Annotated in this window: 15 protein-coding genes; 10 read left to right on the top strand and 5 right to left on the bottom strand. The window is 64.0% G+C overall.

The window, feature by feature from the left end:
- Position 1: 1 nt before the first annotated feature.
- Positions 2 to 487: an acetyl-CoA carboxylase biotin carboxyl carrier protein gene (accB, locus tag SPHS8_RS07810; protein ID WP_201515012.1), complete on the bottom strand. Its 486-nt coding sequence runs from the start codon at positions 485 to 487 to the stop codon at positions 2 to 4.
- A gap of 96 nt (positions 488 to 583) precedes the next feature.
- A complete protein-coding gene (gene aroQ, locus SPHS8_RS07805; protein WP_201515011.1) occupies positions 584 to 1,024 on the bottom strand; it encodes a type II 3-dehydroquinate dehydratase in 441 nt (146 codons plus the stop codon).
- 122 nt (positions 1,025 to 1,146) lie between these two features.
- On the opposite strand from aroQ, the gene thiS reads away from it, so the two are divergent.
- The 7 genes from thiS (at position 1,147) to SPHS8_RS07770 (ending at position 8,329) form a co-directional block, all read left to right on the top strand.
- A complete protein-coding gene (gene thiS / locus SPHS8_RS07800) occupies positions 1,147 to 2,148 on the top strand; it encodes a sulfur carrier protein ThiS (protein ID WP_201515010.1) in 1,002 nt (333 codons plus the stop codon).
- Positions 2,149 to 2,259: 111 nt separating this feature from the next.
- On the top strand, positions 2,260 to 2,970 hold the full coding sequence (locus SPHS8_RS07795) for a CoA transferase subunit A (protein ID WP_097090966.1): 711 nt from the start codon (positions 2,260 to 2,262) through the stop codon (positions 2,968 to 2,970).
- Entirely contained in the window at positions 2,970 to 3,605 is a 636-nt protein-coding gene (locus SPHS8_RS07790) for a CoA transferase subunit B (RefSeq protein ID WP_201515009.1), read from the top strand. The genes SPHS8_RS07795 and SPHS8_RS07790 overlap by 1 nt, the downstream gene beginning before the upstream one ends.
- A gap of 10 nt (positions 3,606 to 3,615) precedes the next feature.
- The gene (locus SPHS8_RS07785) at positions 3,616 to 4,056 is read left to right on the top strand and encodes an HIT family protein (protein ID WP_097090968.1); all 441 of its coding nucleotides are present in this window, start codon (positions 3,616 to 3,618) and stop codon (positions 4,054 to 4,056) included.
- Between the two features lie 45 nt (positions 4,057 to 4,101).
- The gene (locus SPHS8_RS07780) at positions 4,102 to 5,400 is read left to right on the top strand and encodes a glycosyltransferase family 4 protein (RefSeq protein ID WP_201515008.1); all 1,299 of its coding nucleotides are present in this window, start codon (positions 4,102 to 4,104) and stop codon (positions 5,398 to 5,400) included.
- Between the two features lie 75 nt (positions 5,401 to 5,475).
- Positions 5,476 to 7,068 carry a capsular polysaccharide export protein, LipB/KpsS family gene (locus tag SPHS8_RS07775; protein ID WP_201515007.1) on the top strand — a complete coding sequence of 531 codons (1,593 nt, stop codon included), beginning with the start codon at positions 5,476 to 5,478 and terminating at the stop codon, positions 7,066 to 7,068.
- Positions 7,061 to 8,329 carry a capsule biosynthesis protein gene (locus tag SPHS8_RS07770; RefSeq protein ID WP_201515006.1) on the top strand — a complete coding sequence of 423 codons (1,269 nt, stop codon included), beginning with the start codon at positions 7,061 to 7,063 and terminating at the stop codon, positions 8,327 to 8,329. The genes SPHS8_RS07775 and SPHS8_RS07770 overlap by 8 nt, the downstream gene beginning before the upstream one ends.
- On the opposite strand, the gene SPHS8_RS07765 is transcribed toward SPHS8_RS07770, so the two are convergent.
- The gene (locus SPHS8_RS07765) at positions 8,322 to 9,137 is read right to left on the bottom strand and encodes a phosphotransferase family protein (protein WP_201515005.1); all 816 of its coding nucleotides are present in this window, start codon (positions 9,135 to 9,137) and stop codon (positions 8,322 to 8,324) included. The genes SPHS8_RS07770 and SPHS8_RS07765 overlap by 8 nt on opposite strands.
- Positions 9,138 to 9,225: 88 nt before the next feature.
- Here SPHS8_RS07765 and SPHS8_RS07760 point away from each other — a divergent pair, with 88 nt between their 5' ends.
- Positions 9,226 to 9,972: an HAD-IIB family hydrolase gene (locus SPHS8_RS07760; RefSeq protein ID WP_097090971.1), complete on the top strand. Its 747-nt coding sequence runs from the start codon at positions 9,226 to 9,228 to the stop codon at positions 9,970 to 9,972.
- 23 nt (positions 9,973 to 9,995) lie between these two features.
- Positions 9,996 to 11,621 carry a molybdopterin-dependent oxidoreductase gene (locus SPHS8_RS07755; protein WP_201515004.1) on the top strand — a complete coding sequence of 542 codons (1,626 nt, stop codon included), beginning with the start codon at positions 9,996 to 9,998 and terminating at the stop codon, positions 11,619 to 11,621.
- Positions 11,622 to 11,792: 171 nt separating this feature from the next.
- On the opposite strand, the gene SPHS8_RS07750 is transcribed toward SPHS8_RS07755, so the two are convergent.
- On the bottom strand, positions 11,793 to 12,965 hold the full coding sequence (locus SPHS8_RS07750) for a glycosyltransferase (protein ID WP_201515003.1): 1,173 nt from the start codon (positions 12,963 to 12,965) through the stop codon (positions 11,793 to 11,795).
- 58 nt (positions 12,966 to 13,023) lie between these two features.
- Positions 13,024 to 13,587 carry a helix-turn-helix domain-containing protein gene (locus SPHS8_RS07745; RefSeq protein WP_201515002.1) on the bottom strand — a complete coding sequence of 188 codons (564 nt, stop codon included), beginning with the start codon at positions 13,585 to 13,587 and terminating at the stop codon, positions 13,024 to 13,026.
- A 97-nt stretch (positions 13,588 to 13,684) separates the two neighbouring features.
- On the opposite strand from SPHS8_RS07745, the gene SPHS8_RS07740 reads away from it, so the two are divergent.
- Positions 13,685 to 14,143 carry a DUF6456 domain-containing protein gene (locus SPHS8_RS07740; RefSeq protein ID WP_201515001.1) on the top strand — a complete coding sequence of 153 codons (459 nt, stop codon included), beginning with the start codon at positions 13,685 to 13,687 and terminating at the stop codon, positions 14,141 to 14,143.
- Positions 14,144 to 14,147 lie beyond the last annotated feature (4 nt).

Raw genomic sequence — 14,147 nt, 5'->3', positions numbered from 1 at the left:
CTTATTCGATGACGATCAGCGGCTGGTCATATTCAACCGGCTGGCCATTATCGACCAGCACGGCCTTGACCGTGCCCGCGTTGGGCGCGGTGATGGCGTTCATGACCTTCATCGCTTCCACGATGAGGACAGTGTCGCCAGCCTTCACGGTCGCACCGACGGCGGCGAAGGGAGCAGCGCCCGGTTCCGCCGAGAGATAGGCGGTGCCGACGATGGGCGATCGGACGGCGTTGGCGGCAACGGCAGGCGCAGCGGCAACGGCCGGAGCGGCGGCGGGCGCAGGAGCGGCGACCGGGGCTGCGGCGACCGGCGCGGGGGCGTAGGCGATGGCGTTGCCGCCGCTGGCCGCCTTGCGTGCGACGCGGATCTTGCGATCGCCGTCCTCAACCTCGATTTCCGTCAGGTTGGTGTCGTCGAGCAGCGCGGCGAGATCCCGCACCAGCTGCACGTCCACCTGCATTGCGCCCTTTTCAGCCTTGTCGTTCATTTGAAGTCCCTGGACGGTGAAATGTCTTATGTGATGCCCGCGCCTATGCGCATTTAGGCCAAAGCGCAACTTTTGAGCGCCAAAACTGCTGGCGGCTTAAAGTTCCAGTGCGGCTTCCAGCGCCAGCATGTAGGACATCGCGCCAAAGCCGGCGATCGTGCCCTTTGCCGCCATGCCGACATAGCTTTTGTGGCGGAACGGCTCGCGGGCATGCGGGTTCGACAGGTGAACCTCGATCACGGGTATGCTGATGCCCTTGATCGCGTCATGCAGCGCGATGGAAGTGTGGGTGAGGCCGCCCGGATTAAGGATGATGGCATGCGCGCCTTCCTCATGCCCTTCCTGGAGCCAGTCGATCAGGTGGCCTTCATGATTGGACTGGCGGAAGTCGATTTCGACATGAGCGCGCTGCGCCGCGTCTTCCATCCGCTCGGCAATGTCGTCGAGCGTGTCATAGCCGTAGATGTCCGGCTCCCGCGTGCCCAGCATGTTGAGGTTGGGGCCATTCAACACATAGATTTTCCGTGCATCGGCCATGGCAATCCCCCTTAGCATGTTGCGGCAGGGGCGTCGCGGCCCCTATATGCAGCGCTGATCCTTAGCCTTTCGTGTCGCGCCAAGTCGAGACACGTTCTGTGAATTGAAGACTGGATAAAGCATTGCACGTCGACGGCACCTTATCGATCACCATCAATGGCGAGCATCGCCGCGTGCGCGCAGGCATCACGCTGGCGGAATTGGCGAGCGAGCTTGGCTTCGCGCCGGAGAAGGTGGCGGTTGAGCGTAACCTGGAGGTCGTGCCCCGGTCGACGCTGGCGCAGGTGTGCGTCGAGGATGGCGATGATCTGGAGATCGTGCATTTTGTCGGTGGCGGCGATGTGTCGGCTGTCGATGAGGATAGCTGGAGCGTCGCGGGCAAGACGTTCCGGTCGCGGCTGATCGTCGGCACCGGGAAATACAAGAATTTCGAGCAGAATGCGGCGGCAGTCGCGGCTTCGGGGGCGGAGATCGTCACGGTGGCGGTGCGGCGCGTGAATGTGTCGGACCCGAACGCGCCGATGCTGACGGACTTTATCGATCCCCGGAAGATCGCCTATCTGCCCAATACGGCGGGTTGCTATACCGGTGAAGAGGCGATCCGGACGTTGCGGCTGGCGCGGGAGGCAGGTGGCTGGGACCTCGTCAAGCTGGAGGTGCTGGGCGAAGCGCGGACGCTCTATCCCGACATGGTGGAGACGCTGCGCGCGACGGAAATCCTGGCCAAGGAAGGCTTCAAGCCGATGGTTTATTGCGTCGATGATCCGATCGCGGCCAAGCGGCTGGAAGATGCGGGCGCGGTGGCGATCATGCCGTTGGGTGCGCCGATCGGCTCGGGCCTTGGCATTCAGAACCGGGTGACGATCCGCCTGATCGTCGAGGGCACGAAGCTGCCGGTGCTGGTCGATGCTGGCGTGGGCACCGCGTCCGAAGCGGCCGAGGCGATGGAATTGGGCTGCACGGGCGTGCTGATGAACACGGCCATCGCGGAGGCCAAGGATCCAGTGCTGATGGCGGCGGCGATGAAGGCCGGCGTCGAGGCCGGGCGCATGGCTTATCGCGCAGGTCGGATGGGGAAGCGCATGTATGCCGATCCGTCGAGCCCGCTTGCTGGCCTTATCTAATCCGCCTTCGCTGGAACCGAGCCGGAGCCGCATCACTTTCGCCATTGCAGCAAATTGACCGTCCGGCCGCTTCCGCTTATGGGCTAAACGCATTCAGGAGGAGGAAAAGCGATGGTCAATAAGCTGTACCCCGATGCTGCGTCTGCGTTGGAGGGCCTTCTCTTTGATGGCATGCATCTTTGTGCGGGCGGCTTTGGGCTTTGCGGAATTCCCGAGCGCCTGATCGACGCGATCCGTGATTCGGGGGTGAAGGACCTCACCATCGCGTCCAACAATGCCGGGATCGACGGCGAAGGGCTCGGCAAGCTGCTGCGCACCCGCCAGGTCAAGAAAATGATCAGCTCCTATGTCGGCGAGAACAAGGAGTTCGAGCGACAATATCTGAGCGGCGAATTGGAGGTGGAGTTTTCACCCCAAGGCACGCTGGCGGAGCGCTGCCGCGCTGGCGGTGCTGGCATTCCGGGCTTCTACACGAAGACGGGCGTCGGCACGGCGGTCGCTGAAGGCAAGGAAGTGAAGAATTTCGACGGGCAGGATTATATCCTTGAACGCGGCATCTTTGCCGATGTGTCGATCATCAAGGGCTGGAAGGCGGATGAGAGCGGCAACCTCATCTTCCGCAAGACTGCGCGCAACTTCAACGCCCCCATGGCGACCGCCGCCAAGATCTGCGTCGCCGAAGTCGAGGAAGTGGTGCCGGTCGGCAGCCTGAACCCCGACAGCATCCATCTGCCCGGCATTTATGTGAAGCGCATGATCATCGGCGCGCCCTACGACAAGAAGATCGAATTCCGCACTGTTCGCCAGAGGGAGACCGCCTGATGCCTTGGACTCGTGACGAGATGGCCGCGCGGGCGGCGAAGGAGCTCAAGGACGGTTTCTACGTGAACCTTGGCATCGGTATCCCGACGCTGGTGGCAAACCATATTCCGGCGGGTGTCGAAGTGACGCTGCAGTCGGAAAACGGCATGCTGGGTATCGGCCCCTTCCCTTATGAGGGCGAGGAGGATGCAGACCTGATCAACGCAGGCAAGCAGACGATCAGCGAACTGCCGAACACGGTCTATTTCTCCAGCGCCGACAGCTTCGCCATGATCCGGGGCGGGCATATCGACCTGACCGTGCTTGGCGCGATGGAGGTCGCGGAAAATGGCGACATCGCCAACTGGATGATCCCCGGCAAGATGATCAAGGGCATGGGCGGTGCCATGGACCTGGTCGCTGGCGTCAAGAAGATTATCGTCGTCATGGAACATACGTCCAAGGACGGCAGCCCGAAATTCATCCCGGCCTGCACATTGCCGCTGACGGGCAAGAATGTCGTGGACATGATCGTCACCGACCTTTGCGTCTTCCAGCGGCCTGACCATGGCAGCCCGTTCAAGCTCATCGAACTCGCACCGGGCGTGACGGCGGAGGAAGTCGCCGCTAAGACCACGGCTCATTATCTGAGCTGAGGAACCGGACATGAGCCTTGAAGGCACTTATGACGAAGGCAATGTCTTTGCACTGATCCTCCAGGGCAAGATCCCTTCGACCAAGCTGTATGAGGATGCGCATACCTATGCGTTCCTGGACATTCAGCCGCAGTCGAAGGGGCACAGCCTGGTCATTTCCAAATGGTCCAAGGCGCGCAACATCCTGGAGATCGAGGATGAGGCGCTGGCGCAGGTGATGGCGACGGTGAAGAAGGTCGCCAATGCGACTGCCAAGGCGCTGAAGCCCGACGGTATCCATGTCGCGCAGTTCAACGGTGCGCCTGCCGGGCAGACCGTCTTTCATCTGCATTTCCACATCGTGCCACGCTGGCAGGGCGGGCCGATGGGCTTTTCCGCTCATGCACAGGGCAATTTCGCTGATCCCGCTGCCCTCGAAGCGCTGGCGGAAGAGATTCGTGCCCAGTTCTGAGTCCGGCGCGTCCTTCCATGGCCGGATATATGAAGAAGTGCTGACATGGCGCTGAAACCCTTCAAGGCGCCGGGTGCCCGGCTCGCGCTGCGATCGAAGCCGGCGAGGAGCTATGTCGCGGCGGCCGATGGCAAGGCGGAGATCATCCTCGACATCTCGCGCCTGTTGTCGCGCAGCTTCCATGCAGCGCCAACGGGGATCGACCGGGTCGAATATGTCTATGCGCGCGAACTGCTGGAGCGGATTCCAGACCGGCTGGCCTTTGCCGCCGTGCATCCGGCGGGCGGCTATTATGGCCGCCTGAACGGCGCGGCGGTGCGGCAGTTTCTGGCGTTCACGGCAGCGCGCTGGCGCAACAGCAGCGTCAAGGACGAGGCGGCGGGGCGCGCCGCTGTTATCCGGCACCTGATCGCGCTGCGGCCACGCCCGGTGCCGCGCGCCCGCAGCCCTCGCGTCTATCTGCAAGTGTCGCCCCATCATCTGGACGATCCCGATCAGGTTGGTGCAATATTGCGGGCGGAAGGCGCGCGGTTCGTGACGCTTGTGCATGATGTCATCCCGCTAACCCATCCAGAGTTCGCCCGGCCGCAGGGGGCGGCAGAGCATCGGCGGCGGATACGCACGATCGACCGCTATGCCGACGGGATCATAGGCAACAGCCAGGCGACGATCGATGCGCTTGGCCCCTTCATGACGCGGAGCATGGAAGGGCGCAGCCTGTGCGTTGCGCATTTCGGCGCTGACCCGCCAGACATATTCGGGGGCGAAAGCCACAATGTGCCGTCGCGGCCCTATTTCGTGTATATCTCCACGATCGAGCCGCGAAAGAACCACCTGCTGCTGCTCAATCTATGGCGACGGTTGGTGGAGCGGCTGGGTGATCGGGCTCCGGTTCTGGTGCTGATCGGCCGCCGTGGCTGGGAAAATGAGAATGTCGTCGACATGCTGGAGCGTGCCGAGATCTTGCGCGGCCATGTCATTGAAGCGGGCAGTGTGCCTGACACGGAAATGCACGCGCTGGTCGCTGGCGCAAGGGCGATGCTGATGCCTTCGTTCGAGGAGGGGTTCGGCATTCCGGTGATAGAGGCGCTGTCGGTAGGCGTGCCGGTGATTTGCAGCGACATCGTCGCGCATCGGGAAGTGGGTGGCGAGGCGCCCGATTATCTCGATCCGCTGGACGGGCTCGGCTGGATGCGCCTGATCGAGGCCTATGCCATGCCGGATTCACATGAACGCGAGGCGCAGATGGCGCGCATCAAGGCATGGCGCGCCCCGCAATGGCGGGACTATTTCGACATCATCATGCAATTGCTGGACGATGTGACGGCTACCGCGCCCGCTTGACGTGTCCGCCGGGGCTGCGCATGAAACTCTTGTGAACAATCGTTTTTCTGCCGGGTGCGGACTGGATTTGACGAAGTGACGCCGCTGCCCTTCCTGCGATCGCCGCCCTTTCCCGGAATCGCCTCGCGCGTGGCCGCGGTGAGCATCCTGCGCGAGCGGGCGGGCGAGCCCGATGAAGTGCCGGATAGCGTTATCGAACAGATCGCGGCCGCGCGTGTGGGCGGGGCCTATTGGGGCAGGCAGCGCGAAGGGGTGAAGCTGGTGGCGCGGGCGGGGTGCTGCTTCTCCCGCGACGGACTTGATCGACGCGAGGTCGTCATTCTGCCGCTGCGGCAGCCCGCCAAGGCATATGACCCTTGGGCGCTGGTGGCGCAGGCCCGCTCTGTCCATGCTAAAGCTGACGATGAACTGGCGATCATCGCGGGGATGCTGGGGGTCGCCGTGCATGGGCCCGATGGTGAAATCATCGCGCCGGAGCGGCTTCGGCTGGAGGCGAAGCGGGCCGTGGCAGCAGCAAGCTATCGGGATTGTTTCAGCGGGAAGGCGGTTGGCGTCGATCAAGCCATCGCGCAGCTGGCTGAGTGGGGACGCCACTTGCAGGGCAATCGGCATATCGCCGCTGCCAGCGGCATGGCCTTCTGGAAGCGGGAAGCGATGCGGCGGTTCCTGTGGGATGGGGTGCGGTCTCCGCCATTCCTGTCTCCGCGCGCGGGAGTGGTGCGCGCACGACGGGAAGATGGAGCACTGGCGATATGGCCGTCTCGGGTGCCGTCTTCCTTGCAGGCGGACGCGCCGGATATTGCCGTCGCGCGGGTGGAGGATGGCTTCTTGCGGTCGAAGGGGCTGGGCGCCGCGCTGACGCCGCCGGGCTCTGTCGTCGTCGATCGGTCCGGCATCTATTATGATGCGGGCAGGCCGAGCGATCTGGAAACGCTGCTCGCGACTCATGCTTTTTCGCCAATGCTTGTCGAGCGGGCGCGGCGGCTGCGTGAAACGATCCGGGCGACGGGCGTCACCAAATATGGGCAGGATGCCGGGCAGATGCCGAGCCTTCCTAGCGCCAAGCGCACGGTGCTGGTCGTCGGGCAGGTGGAGGATGACCTTTCGGTGCAGCTTGGCGGCGCTGGGGTCGAAGGCAATCTGGGACTGTTGAAGCGGGCTCGCCGGGCCGAACCCGATGCCCATATCATCTACCGACCCCACCCCGATGTGCAGGCCGGATTGCGGCGCGGGCATTTGAGCGATGCCGTGGTGCATGACCATGCCGACGCGCTGGACAGCGGCGCGCCGCTGATGGCGTTGGTGCAGGCGGTGGACGACGTGCATGTCCTGTCGTCGCTGACGGGGTTCGAGGCGTTGCTGCGCGACCGGCCCGTCACGGTGCACGGCATGCCATTCTATGCCGGGTGGGGACTGACGCGCGACTTGGCGGAACCCAATCCACGGCGGGGGCGCAAGCTGACCATCGACCAGCTTGTCGCGGCCGCCCTCATTCTCTATCCTCGTTACCTGGACCCGGTAACATGTCTGCCCTGCGGCCCCGAAATCATGGTGGAGCGTTTGGGCAGTGGATCGACGTCATCAATCTCATGGCTGATCCGAATGCGGACGCTACAGGGGAAAATTAGAAGATTTATGACTGTGTCTGCCGAGCGTCTCCATGGCTGACGGCCAAGCCAAGACCTTCCTTTTCCTCCAGGGACCGCATGGACCCTTTTTCGCGATGCTGGCCGATGCCTTGCGCGCGCGGGGGCACGGGGCGCTGCGGATCAACATCAATGGCGGGGACAAGGTCGACTGGCCGGGGGAGGCGACTGATTATCGCGGTACTTTTCGCAACTGGCCGCTCTTCTTCGACGATTTCATCGTCCAGCATGGCGTCACCGACCTGATCCTTTATGGTGACTGCCGCCCCTATCATGCGTCGGCGCACAAGATGGCGCGGCTGCGAGGCTTGCGCGTCCATGTGCTGGAGGAGGGCTATATCCGGCCCGATTTCATGACGTTGCAGGAAGATGGGGTGAACGGCAATTCGACCTTGCCGCTCGACCCGCAATGGTTCCTGGATCAGGCTTTGGGTCTGCCGCCGGAGGGTGGGCGGGAGCCGCAAATCCCCTCGACCTTCCGCAGGCGCGCCGTCAACACGACACGCAACGGGCTGGCGTCTGCGATGATGTGGCCGGTCTTTCCCTTTTACCGCACGCATCGGCCGCAAAGCTTCCTGCTGGAGGCGGCGGGGTGGTTCAAGAAGCTGATGCTGCGCAAGCGGGACGTGCGCCTGTCGCATGCGCAGTGGGAGAAGATTCGGGACAAGCCCTATTTCGCCCTGCCGTTGCAGCTCGATTCCGATTACCAGATCCGGGTGCATTCGCCGTTCGGCAATATGCGCGCGGCCTTGCGGTTCGTGATCAAGAGCTTCGCCCGCTACGCGCCCGATGGCACTTACCTGCTGGTGAAGCGCCATCCGCTTGATTCGGGGCTGGTCGCCTGGGAGCGGCTGACGCGGAGGCTGGCGGCCCGATATGGGGTGGAAGACCGGGTCTATTATCTGGCCGACCTCGACATCGCGCAGGTGGTGGGGCGGTCATTGGGCGTCGTGACGGTCAACAGCACGGTCGGCACGCTGGCGCTGAACAAGGGCAAGCCGGTGCTGGTGCTGGGACATGCCGTCTACAAGGTGCCGGGTGTCGTCTACAAGGGAACGCTGGACGAATTCTGGCTCGATCCAGGAGCGCCGGACCAGACGCTGTATGCGGCATTTCGCAGGGTGCTGATCGACCGATGCCTGATCCGGGGCGGCCTGCTGAGCGATCAGGGGCTCGACATGCTGGTGAACAATGCGGTGGAGCGTCTGTGCGGCCGATCGACGACGGCAGAGCGCAGCGCGGATGTGCCCGTCAGGCGGATCAACCTGGCGCGGGTCAGCTGAGGATCGCGAGCCCCGCATCGCGCAGGGCCTTATTCAGGTAGCGCGTGAAGGCTTTATCCCGGACAGGCGGGCGCGCGCGGAGCCATGCCAGCGCGACGACAGGGCGCCACTGGTTCAACTGATCAGGCGTGAGGCAGCTTTGCTTGCGATAGGCGTGGCCAAGCTGACCGGCCGCCCAATCGCGCCAGATGTTGGTGATGGGATCGGCGGGACCTTCGCCAAAGCGCATCAGCATCTCGCTTCGGACGGCGTCGGCGGCGGGCGCGCCGATCGCGGCTTTCGCCCAGTCGAGGATCACCAGCCCGCTGCCGCTCACCAGGATGTTGTCGATGTGGAAGTCGCCATGAAGGATATGGCTGCCCTCCGGCAGGCGCGCGAGATAATCCCTCGCGGCGCTCTTGAGCCTTTCGGGGGCCGGGCCATAGTCGATGTCGGTTTGCAGCACGGACTTGACGGTGCGCAGCCCGGAGGCGGAGGGGGTATGAACGCTGTTCAGAAGCCCCGCCATTTGGCGCAGCAGCGACGCGGCTGACAGCGGCTGCTTGCGGATGGCGCGGGCGATCGAGACGCCGCTGATTTCGGGATAGATGAGGGCGCGCTCGCCCTCCACCTCGACGCGCGCGCGCGGCGCGGCCGTGGGGAGGCCGAGGGAGGAGGCGAGTGTTGCCGCCGTCATTTCGCGGTCGATCATTTCGTCCGACACGGCTGGATGGAAGATCTTGACCACCTCTCCGTTTCCGATGCGGAAAACCTCCGAGCTTTTGCCCCGGCCAAGCAGCAGCCAGTCGCCTTCCCTTTTCAACCTCATGCGCGGCGTCATTTCCTTGGCTCTATGCATTTGCCGATCGCTCAATTGATGGTAGCTGCGCCGGCATGAATTCCAGGAGCCTGTCCCTATGAAAGAATTGATCGCTTTCGATCTCGACGGAACGCTGGCGGAAAGCAAGCAGCCTTTGGGCGAGGAGATGGGGGAGGCGCTGGCCGACCTGTTGACGGTGGCGCATGTCGCCGTGATTTCCGGAGGCGACTGGCCGCAGTTCGACAAGCAGGTGGCGAGCCGCTTGCCCACCCGCGCCGATCTGTCGCGCCTGTGGCTGATGCCGACCACCGGGACGAAGCTCTACACGCACCAAGAGGGAGCCTGGACGCCGGTTTATGCCGAGCTGTTCGACGACGCGCAGAAGCAGAAGATCTTCGCGGCTTTCGATCAGGCGCTGGAGGCGACGGGTTTCGTGCCGGAAGAAACCTGGGGCGAGCGGATCGAGGATCGAGGTAGCCAGATCACCTTTTCCGCGCTGGGCCAGCAGGCACCGATCCATGCCAAGGAAGGGTGGGACCCGGACTTCGCCAAGCGCCGCATCATCCAGGCCGACCTGCGGGAGCGGTTGCCGGGCCTGTCTATCAACATGGGCGGCGCGACATCGATCGACATCACGCGCGAAGGCGTGGACAAGGCCTATGGCCTCAAGAAGCTACGCGACGCGAGCGGCATCGCGCTGGATGCGATGATGTTCATCGGCGACGCGATCTTCCCCGGCGGCAACGACTATCCGGCCAAGGAACTGGGGCTGGACACGGTGCGCGTGCGCGATCCGGAAGAAACGCTGTCCGTCATCGCCGCGATCGTTGCCTGCCAGAAATGACGCAAGCTGGCTGATTTCGCGCGATGACGGTGGTTCGAACGCTTTGCGGCCAATGTTCGGTCGGCTGCGGCGTGCGCGCCATGACGGGGGAGGGGCGCGACCTGTCCTTCGGAGGCGATCCCGTACACCCGACCAACAGCGGCCTGCTGTGCGCGGGGAGCGGGGCGATCGATGCCATGGTGCCCCTGGACGGGCGGCTGCTTCACCCCCTGCTGAACGGGCAGCGGCTAAGCTGGGACCGGATGATCGGCCAAGCCGCGCGGCGATTGAAGGATGTCCTGCATCGTCATGGGCCGGGCTGCGTCGCCATGCACGTCGCGGGCGGGCTGCTCACCGAGGATTATTATGTCGCCAACAAGCTGATGAAAGGGTTCATCGGCTCCGCGCATATCGATTGCCCTTCTGCGGGCGGGGCTGCCGCGGAAATCTATCGCCGGGCGCTGGGCGAGGATGCGGTGCCGGGAACATATGAGGATGTCGACCGGGCGGAATTGATCCTGGTTCCGGGCGAAGCGGCGTTGCGCAACCATCCCATATTGGCCGATCGGGTCCAGGCTGCGCGGGAAGAAGATGGCGCGCGATTGATTCTGCTAAGTGATGGAGCGGATGAGCAGGTGATCCCGGCTGACATTAGGCTGGACATCACGCGGGCAAGCGCAGCCATCCTGCTCAATGGACTGCTGCTGCATTGTCATGAGCGCAAGCTGGTCAACAGGGCCTATCTCGACCGGCATGTGGTGGTGCCCGCCGATTTCTGGGCGCGCTTGCGGCACGGGCATGATCTCTGGTCGGTCGCCCGGCGCTGCGGGATGCAAGCGGGTGAGGTTCGCGCCTTCTATGATCTGGTCGCGGCCGGACGGCGTGTGGTGACGTTGCTTGATGATGGTGACGCAGGCCTGATGCAGGCCGTGCTCAACCTTCACCTGTCGATGGAGTGGATAGGGCGCCCCGGCGCGACCGCGTTCGCACTGGCGCGGGACAGCAACGCGATGGGCGCGCGAGAGGTCGGATGCGGCAACAGGCAACTGGCGGCGCATCGCGACTTCTCCGACGACGCGCTGAGTTCGACGGCGCGCTTCTGGAGCGCGCCGCACATGGCGGAGGAGCCGGGATTGTCCGGCGATGACGTGCCGGACGCGATAGAGCGAGGGACGATCAAGGCGCTGTTGGTCGTCGGGGGCCTTGCTCCGGAACATCGACTGTCGGCTCTGCTCGCCAAAGTGCCGCTGGTCATCATGACGACGCCATGGGCACCGGAAGCTGGCGCGAAAAACCTTTTGGCGCTGCCGTCCCCCGTCTGGATCGAGAAGGATGGCACGGCGACTGGGGCCGATCGGCTGATCAGTCGCCAGCGCCGCCTCTTTCCGCTGCCGGGCGAAGCGAAGCCGGACTGGTGGAGCCTTACCCAGATTGCGCGCGCGATGGGGTGGGGAGATGCTTTCCATTATGAACGGCCCGCCGAAATCTATCGCGAGCATGTGCGGCTGACCGGCTACCGCAATGGTGGCGAAAGACTGCTCGATCTGCGACGGCACGCGCCGATATCCAACCCCGCATATGATGAGCTGACACCATGGCGGTGGGGCGAGATCCCCTTTGACGAGGGGCGGTTTCCGACGCCCGATGGCAGGGCGAGACTGTTGCTTTGAAGTTGAGTGCGATAACCTGAAACACTTGATCCGTTCGGGGCTGAGCTTGTCAAAGCCTTCTTGTTTAAAGGAAGTAGAGCTCTTCGACAGGCTCAGGGCACGCGGGGTGCAGGAGTGATGACCGCCCATCCTCTAACGGAGATGTGGCGTGCTTCTGCGCGCGATTAGAGATCAGCCGCCACGCGCTATGCCCTTGAGATGATGGAGCAGCAGGTCGGCATTGGCTTCCCAGGTGAAGCGCAGGGCCGTGTCGCGCACCGCTTCGCGCTCGGGCGGATTGTACAGGATTTCGCCAATGGCAGCGGCGATGGCTTCAGGGTCGCGATCGACGATCTTGCCCGCTTCCGGCCGATCGAGCAGTTCGCGTGCGCCGCCCACATCGGTGATGACGATCGGCGTGCCACAGGCGAGCGATTCGACCCAGGCGTTGGCGAGCCCTTCGGAAGAGGAAGGCAGCGCCATTACATCGGCGGCGGCGTAGATGCGCGGCAGCCGGTCATGCGGCACTGAACCCAGGAAGCCGATACGGCGATCGACGCCAAGTTCCTCCGCCTGCTTTTCCAGTGACCGGCGATATTGACCCTGGCCAGCGAACAGCAGCGTGATGCCGGGCAGCCGAGGGAGCGCCTGCACGAGGAGATCCTGGCCCTTGCGGGGAATGAGGGCCCCGACGCACAGGACGACCGGACCTTCAAAGCCGAGGACATCCTTGGCGACGGCACGATCGGCTATTTCGAAGCGATCGAGATCGACGCCCGTATAATGGACCCGGATCTTGGCAGCGTCCATGCCGAGCTTTACCATCGACCGGCGCATGGCGCTGGAAACGGCGAGCAGGCCAGCCGCCTCAGCCCCGGCGCGCTTGACCATGGCGCGGGTGTCGCGCCGCTTGCCCCAATAATGAATGTCCGCGCCGCGCGCCTTGACCGAATAGGGAATGCCGAGCGCGCGCGAGAGGCGCTGCGCGACCGGGCCGTCGGGGAAGAAGAAGCTGGCGTCGATCACGTCGAAGGGCTGCTGCGCATGCAGATGGCGGACCAGCGGCAGGATCGCGCGGGTCATGCTGCCGACATTGTAGCGCGCGCCGATTTTCGGAATCGTTGAAAAGAGCGGGCGGTAGACGGTCAGGTCCTTCCACCTTTCCTTGCGGGGCAAGGCGCGGAGCGGGGCATATTGATTGGCGAGGCCGATCGGCCAAATGGGGATGCCCAAGGGCGCGATGACCGTGACATTCACGTCCGGGCGGCTGGCGAGTTCCCGCGCCTGCCGCTCAACGAACACCCCGAAATTGGGGCGGCTCATATCCGGAAAGAGGGTCGAGAGCGTGAGGACATTCAACGTCATGCCGTCTCCCATAGGGCATCGCGGTTAATCGAGGGTTAGGGGTGAAGTAAGGCTTTGGCTATAATTGTCTGACCAGCTGAACGGCGACGGCGCCCCAGGGCGGATCAGTTATCACCTGTTGGCGGCTGCCGCTGCCGAGGGGGAGGATCTGCAGCTTGTCGCCCTCGCGCCCGATGAGGCGGCCGAAGACGAAGCGCCCGGCATGGCGGGGCAGCAATATGTCGCGATTGAGCGCGCTTGCAAATTCGTCCGGGCCGATGCGGCGGCACCAGATTTCATCGCCGCTGCGATAGTCGCCGATGCTGGCGGAAACCTGCACGCCGATCATCGCGTCTGCCGGGACGGGCGGGGGGAAGGACAGGCTGCGGGTAGGGGCGCGCGCCCCTTCTGGGCCGAGCAGCGCCGCGACCGGCACCACGCTTTGTCCCGGAAGCGCGACAAGCTCCGACGATCCCACGCCCAGCGCATCGGCAATCCGGTTCAGCCAGTTGACCGATACGGTTCGTGTCCCGGTTTCAAGGCGCCCGATGGTCTGCGCGGTCGTCGGAGGCTGGCAGAGGGCGGCTACCTGCTCCAGCGTCAATCCCTTCGCTTTTCGAACTTCTCTTATCCGCGTGATCATGCCTGTTCCAGAATTTTACCTATTTGGTTTTTGTTCTTTCCTACAAATGGTTCGTCGTGGCAAGTCCCTTCCACCAGTCATCTGAGAGGAGGAACCGATGCGAGGCCAATATGTGGAGCAGAGGATCGAGGACCCCGCCGGGCAGATCCAGACGGTTGCCGTCAATCTCGGCGAATCACCATTGGCCTGGCTGCACGCGCGGGGCCATTTGAGCGATCGCTATTACAGCGCGGGCGAGTTGCTGCGGGCCGATTGGGAGAAGGCGGGCCTGGGACCGCGCGTGACGATGCGCTGGGACGCTGCGCCTGCGACTGGCGGGGCACGGCGCGGCGCGGGAACGCCCGATCCCAGCATGGCGCAACTTTCCGCGCGGGAGCGGTTCCACGCGGCGATTGCCGCTGCCGGGCCGGGGCTGGGCGACATATTGTGGCGGGTCGCCTGCGCTGGCGAGGGGCTGGCCGCAGCGGAGCGGGCGCTCGGATGGCCGAGCAGGGCAGGCAAGCTTGTGCTGACGCTGGCGCTTGAGCGGGTGGCGGCCTGGTATCGCGTGCCTTGACGCG

Origin of the sequence: Sphingobium sp. S6 (genome assembly GCF_905120495.1) — a bacterium.
In the GTDB taxonomy this organism is placed as follows: domain Bacteria; phylum Pseudomonadota; class Alphaproteobacteria; order Sphingomonadales; family Sphingomonadaceae; genus Sphingobium; species Sphingobium agri.
The sequence above is the reverse complement of the archived record's forward strand: the minus strand, read 5'-3'. Positions and strand labels throughout refer to the sequence as shown.

Coding starts and splice junctions, on each gene's coding strand:
- aroQ (WP_201515011.1), bottom strand. CDS start 1,024: ATGGCCGATGCACGGAAAATCTATGTGTTGAATGGCCCCAACCTCAAC.
- SPHS8_RS07765 (WP_201515005.1), bottom strand. CDS start 9,137: ATGAGGTTGAAAAGGGAAGGCGACTGGCTGCTGCTTGGCCGGGGCAAA.
- accB (WP_201515012.1), bottom strand. CDS start 487: ATGAACGACAAGGCTGAAAAGGGCGCAATGCAGGTGGACGTGCAGCTG.
- SPHS8_RS07785 (WP_097090968.1), top strand. CDS start 3,616: ATGAGCCTTGAAGGCACTTATGACGAAGGCAATGTCTTTGCACTGATC.
- SPHS8_RS07795 (WP_097090966.1), top strand. CDS start 2,260: ATGGTCAATAAGCTGTACCCCGATGCTGCGTCTGCGTTGGAGGGCCTT.
- SPHS8_RS07745 (WP_201515002.1), bottom strand. CDS start 13,587: ATGATCACGCGGATAAGAGAAGTTCGAAAAGCGAAGGGATTGACGCTG.
- SPHS8_RS07760 (WP_097090971.1), top strand. CDS start 9,226: ATGAAAGAATTGATCGCTTTCGATCTCGACGGAACGCTGGCGGAAAGC.
- SPHS8_RS07790 (WP_201515009.1), top strand. CDS start 2,970: ATGCCTTGGACTCGTGACGAGATGGCCGCGCGGGCGGCGAAGGAGCTC.
- SPHS8_RS07755 (WP_201515004.1), top strand. CDS start 9,996: ATGACGGTGGTTCGAACGCTTTGCGGCCAATGTTCGGTCGGCTGCGGC.
- SPHS8_RS07750 (WP_201515003.1), bottom strand. CDS start 12,965: ATGACGTTGAATGTCCTCACGCTCTCGACCCTCTTTCCGGATATGAGC.
- SPHS8_RS07780 (WP_201515008.1), top strand. CDS start 4,102: ATGGCGCTGAAACCCTTCAAGGCGCCGGGTGCCCGGCTCGCGCTGCGA.
- SPHS8_RS07770 (WP_201515006.1), top strand. CDS start 7,061: ATGGCTGACGGCCAAGCCAAGACCTTCCTTTTCCTCCAGGGACCGCAT.
- SPHS8_RS07740 (WP_201515001.1), top strand. CDS start 13,685: ATGCGAGGCCAATATGTGGAGCAGAGGATCGAGGACCCCGCCGGGCAG.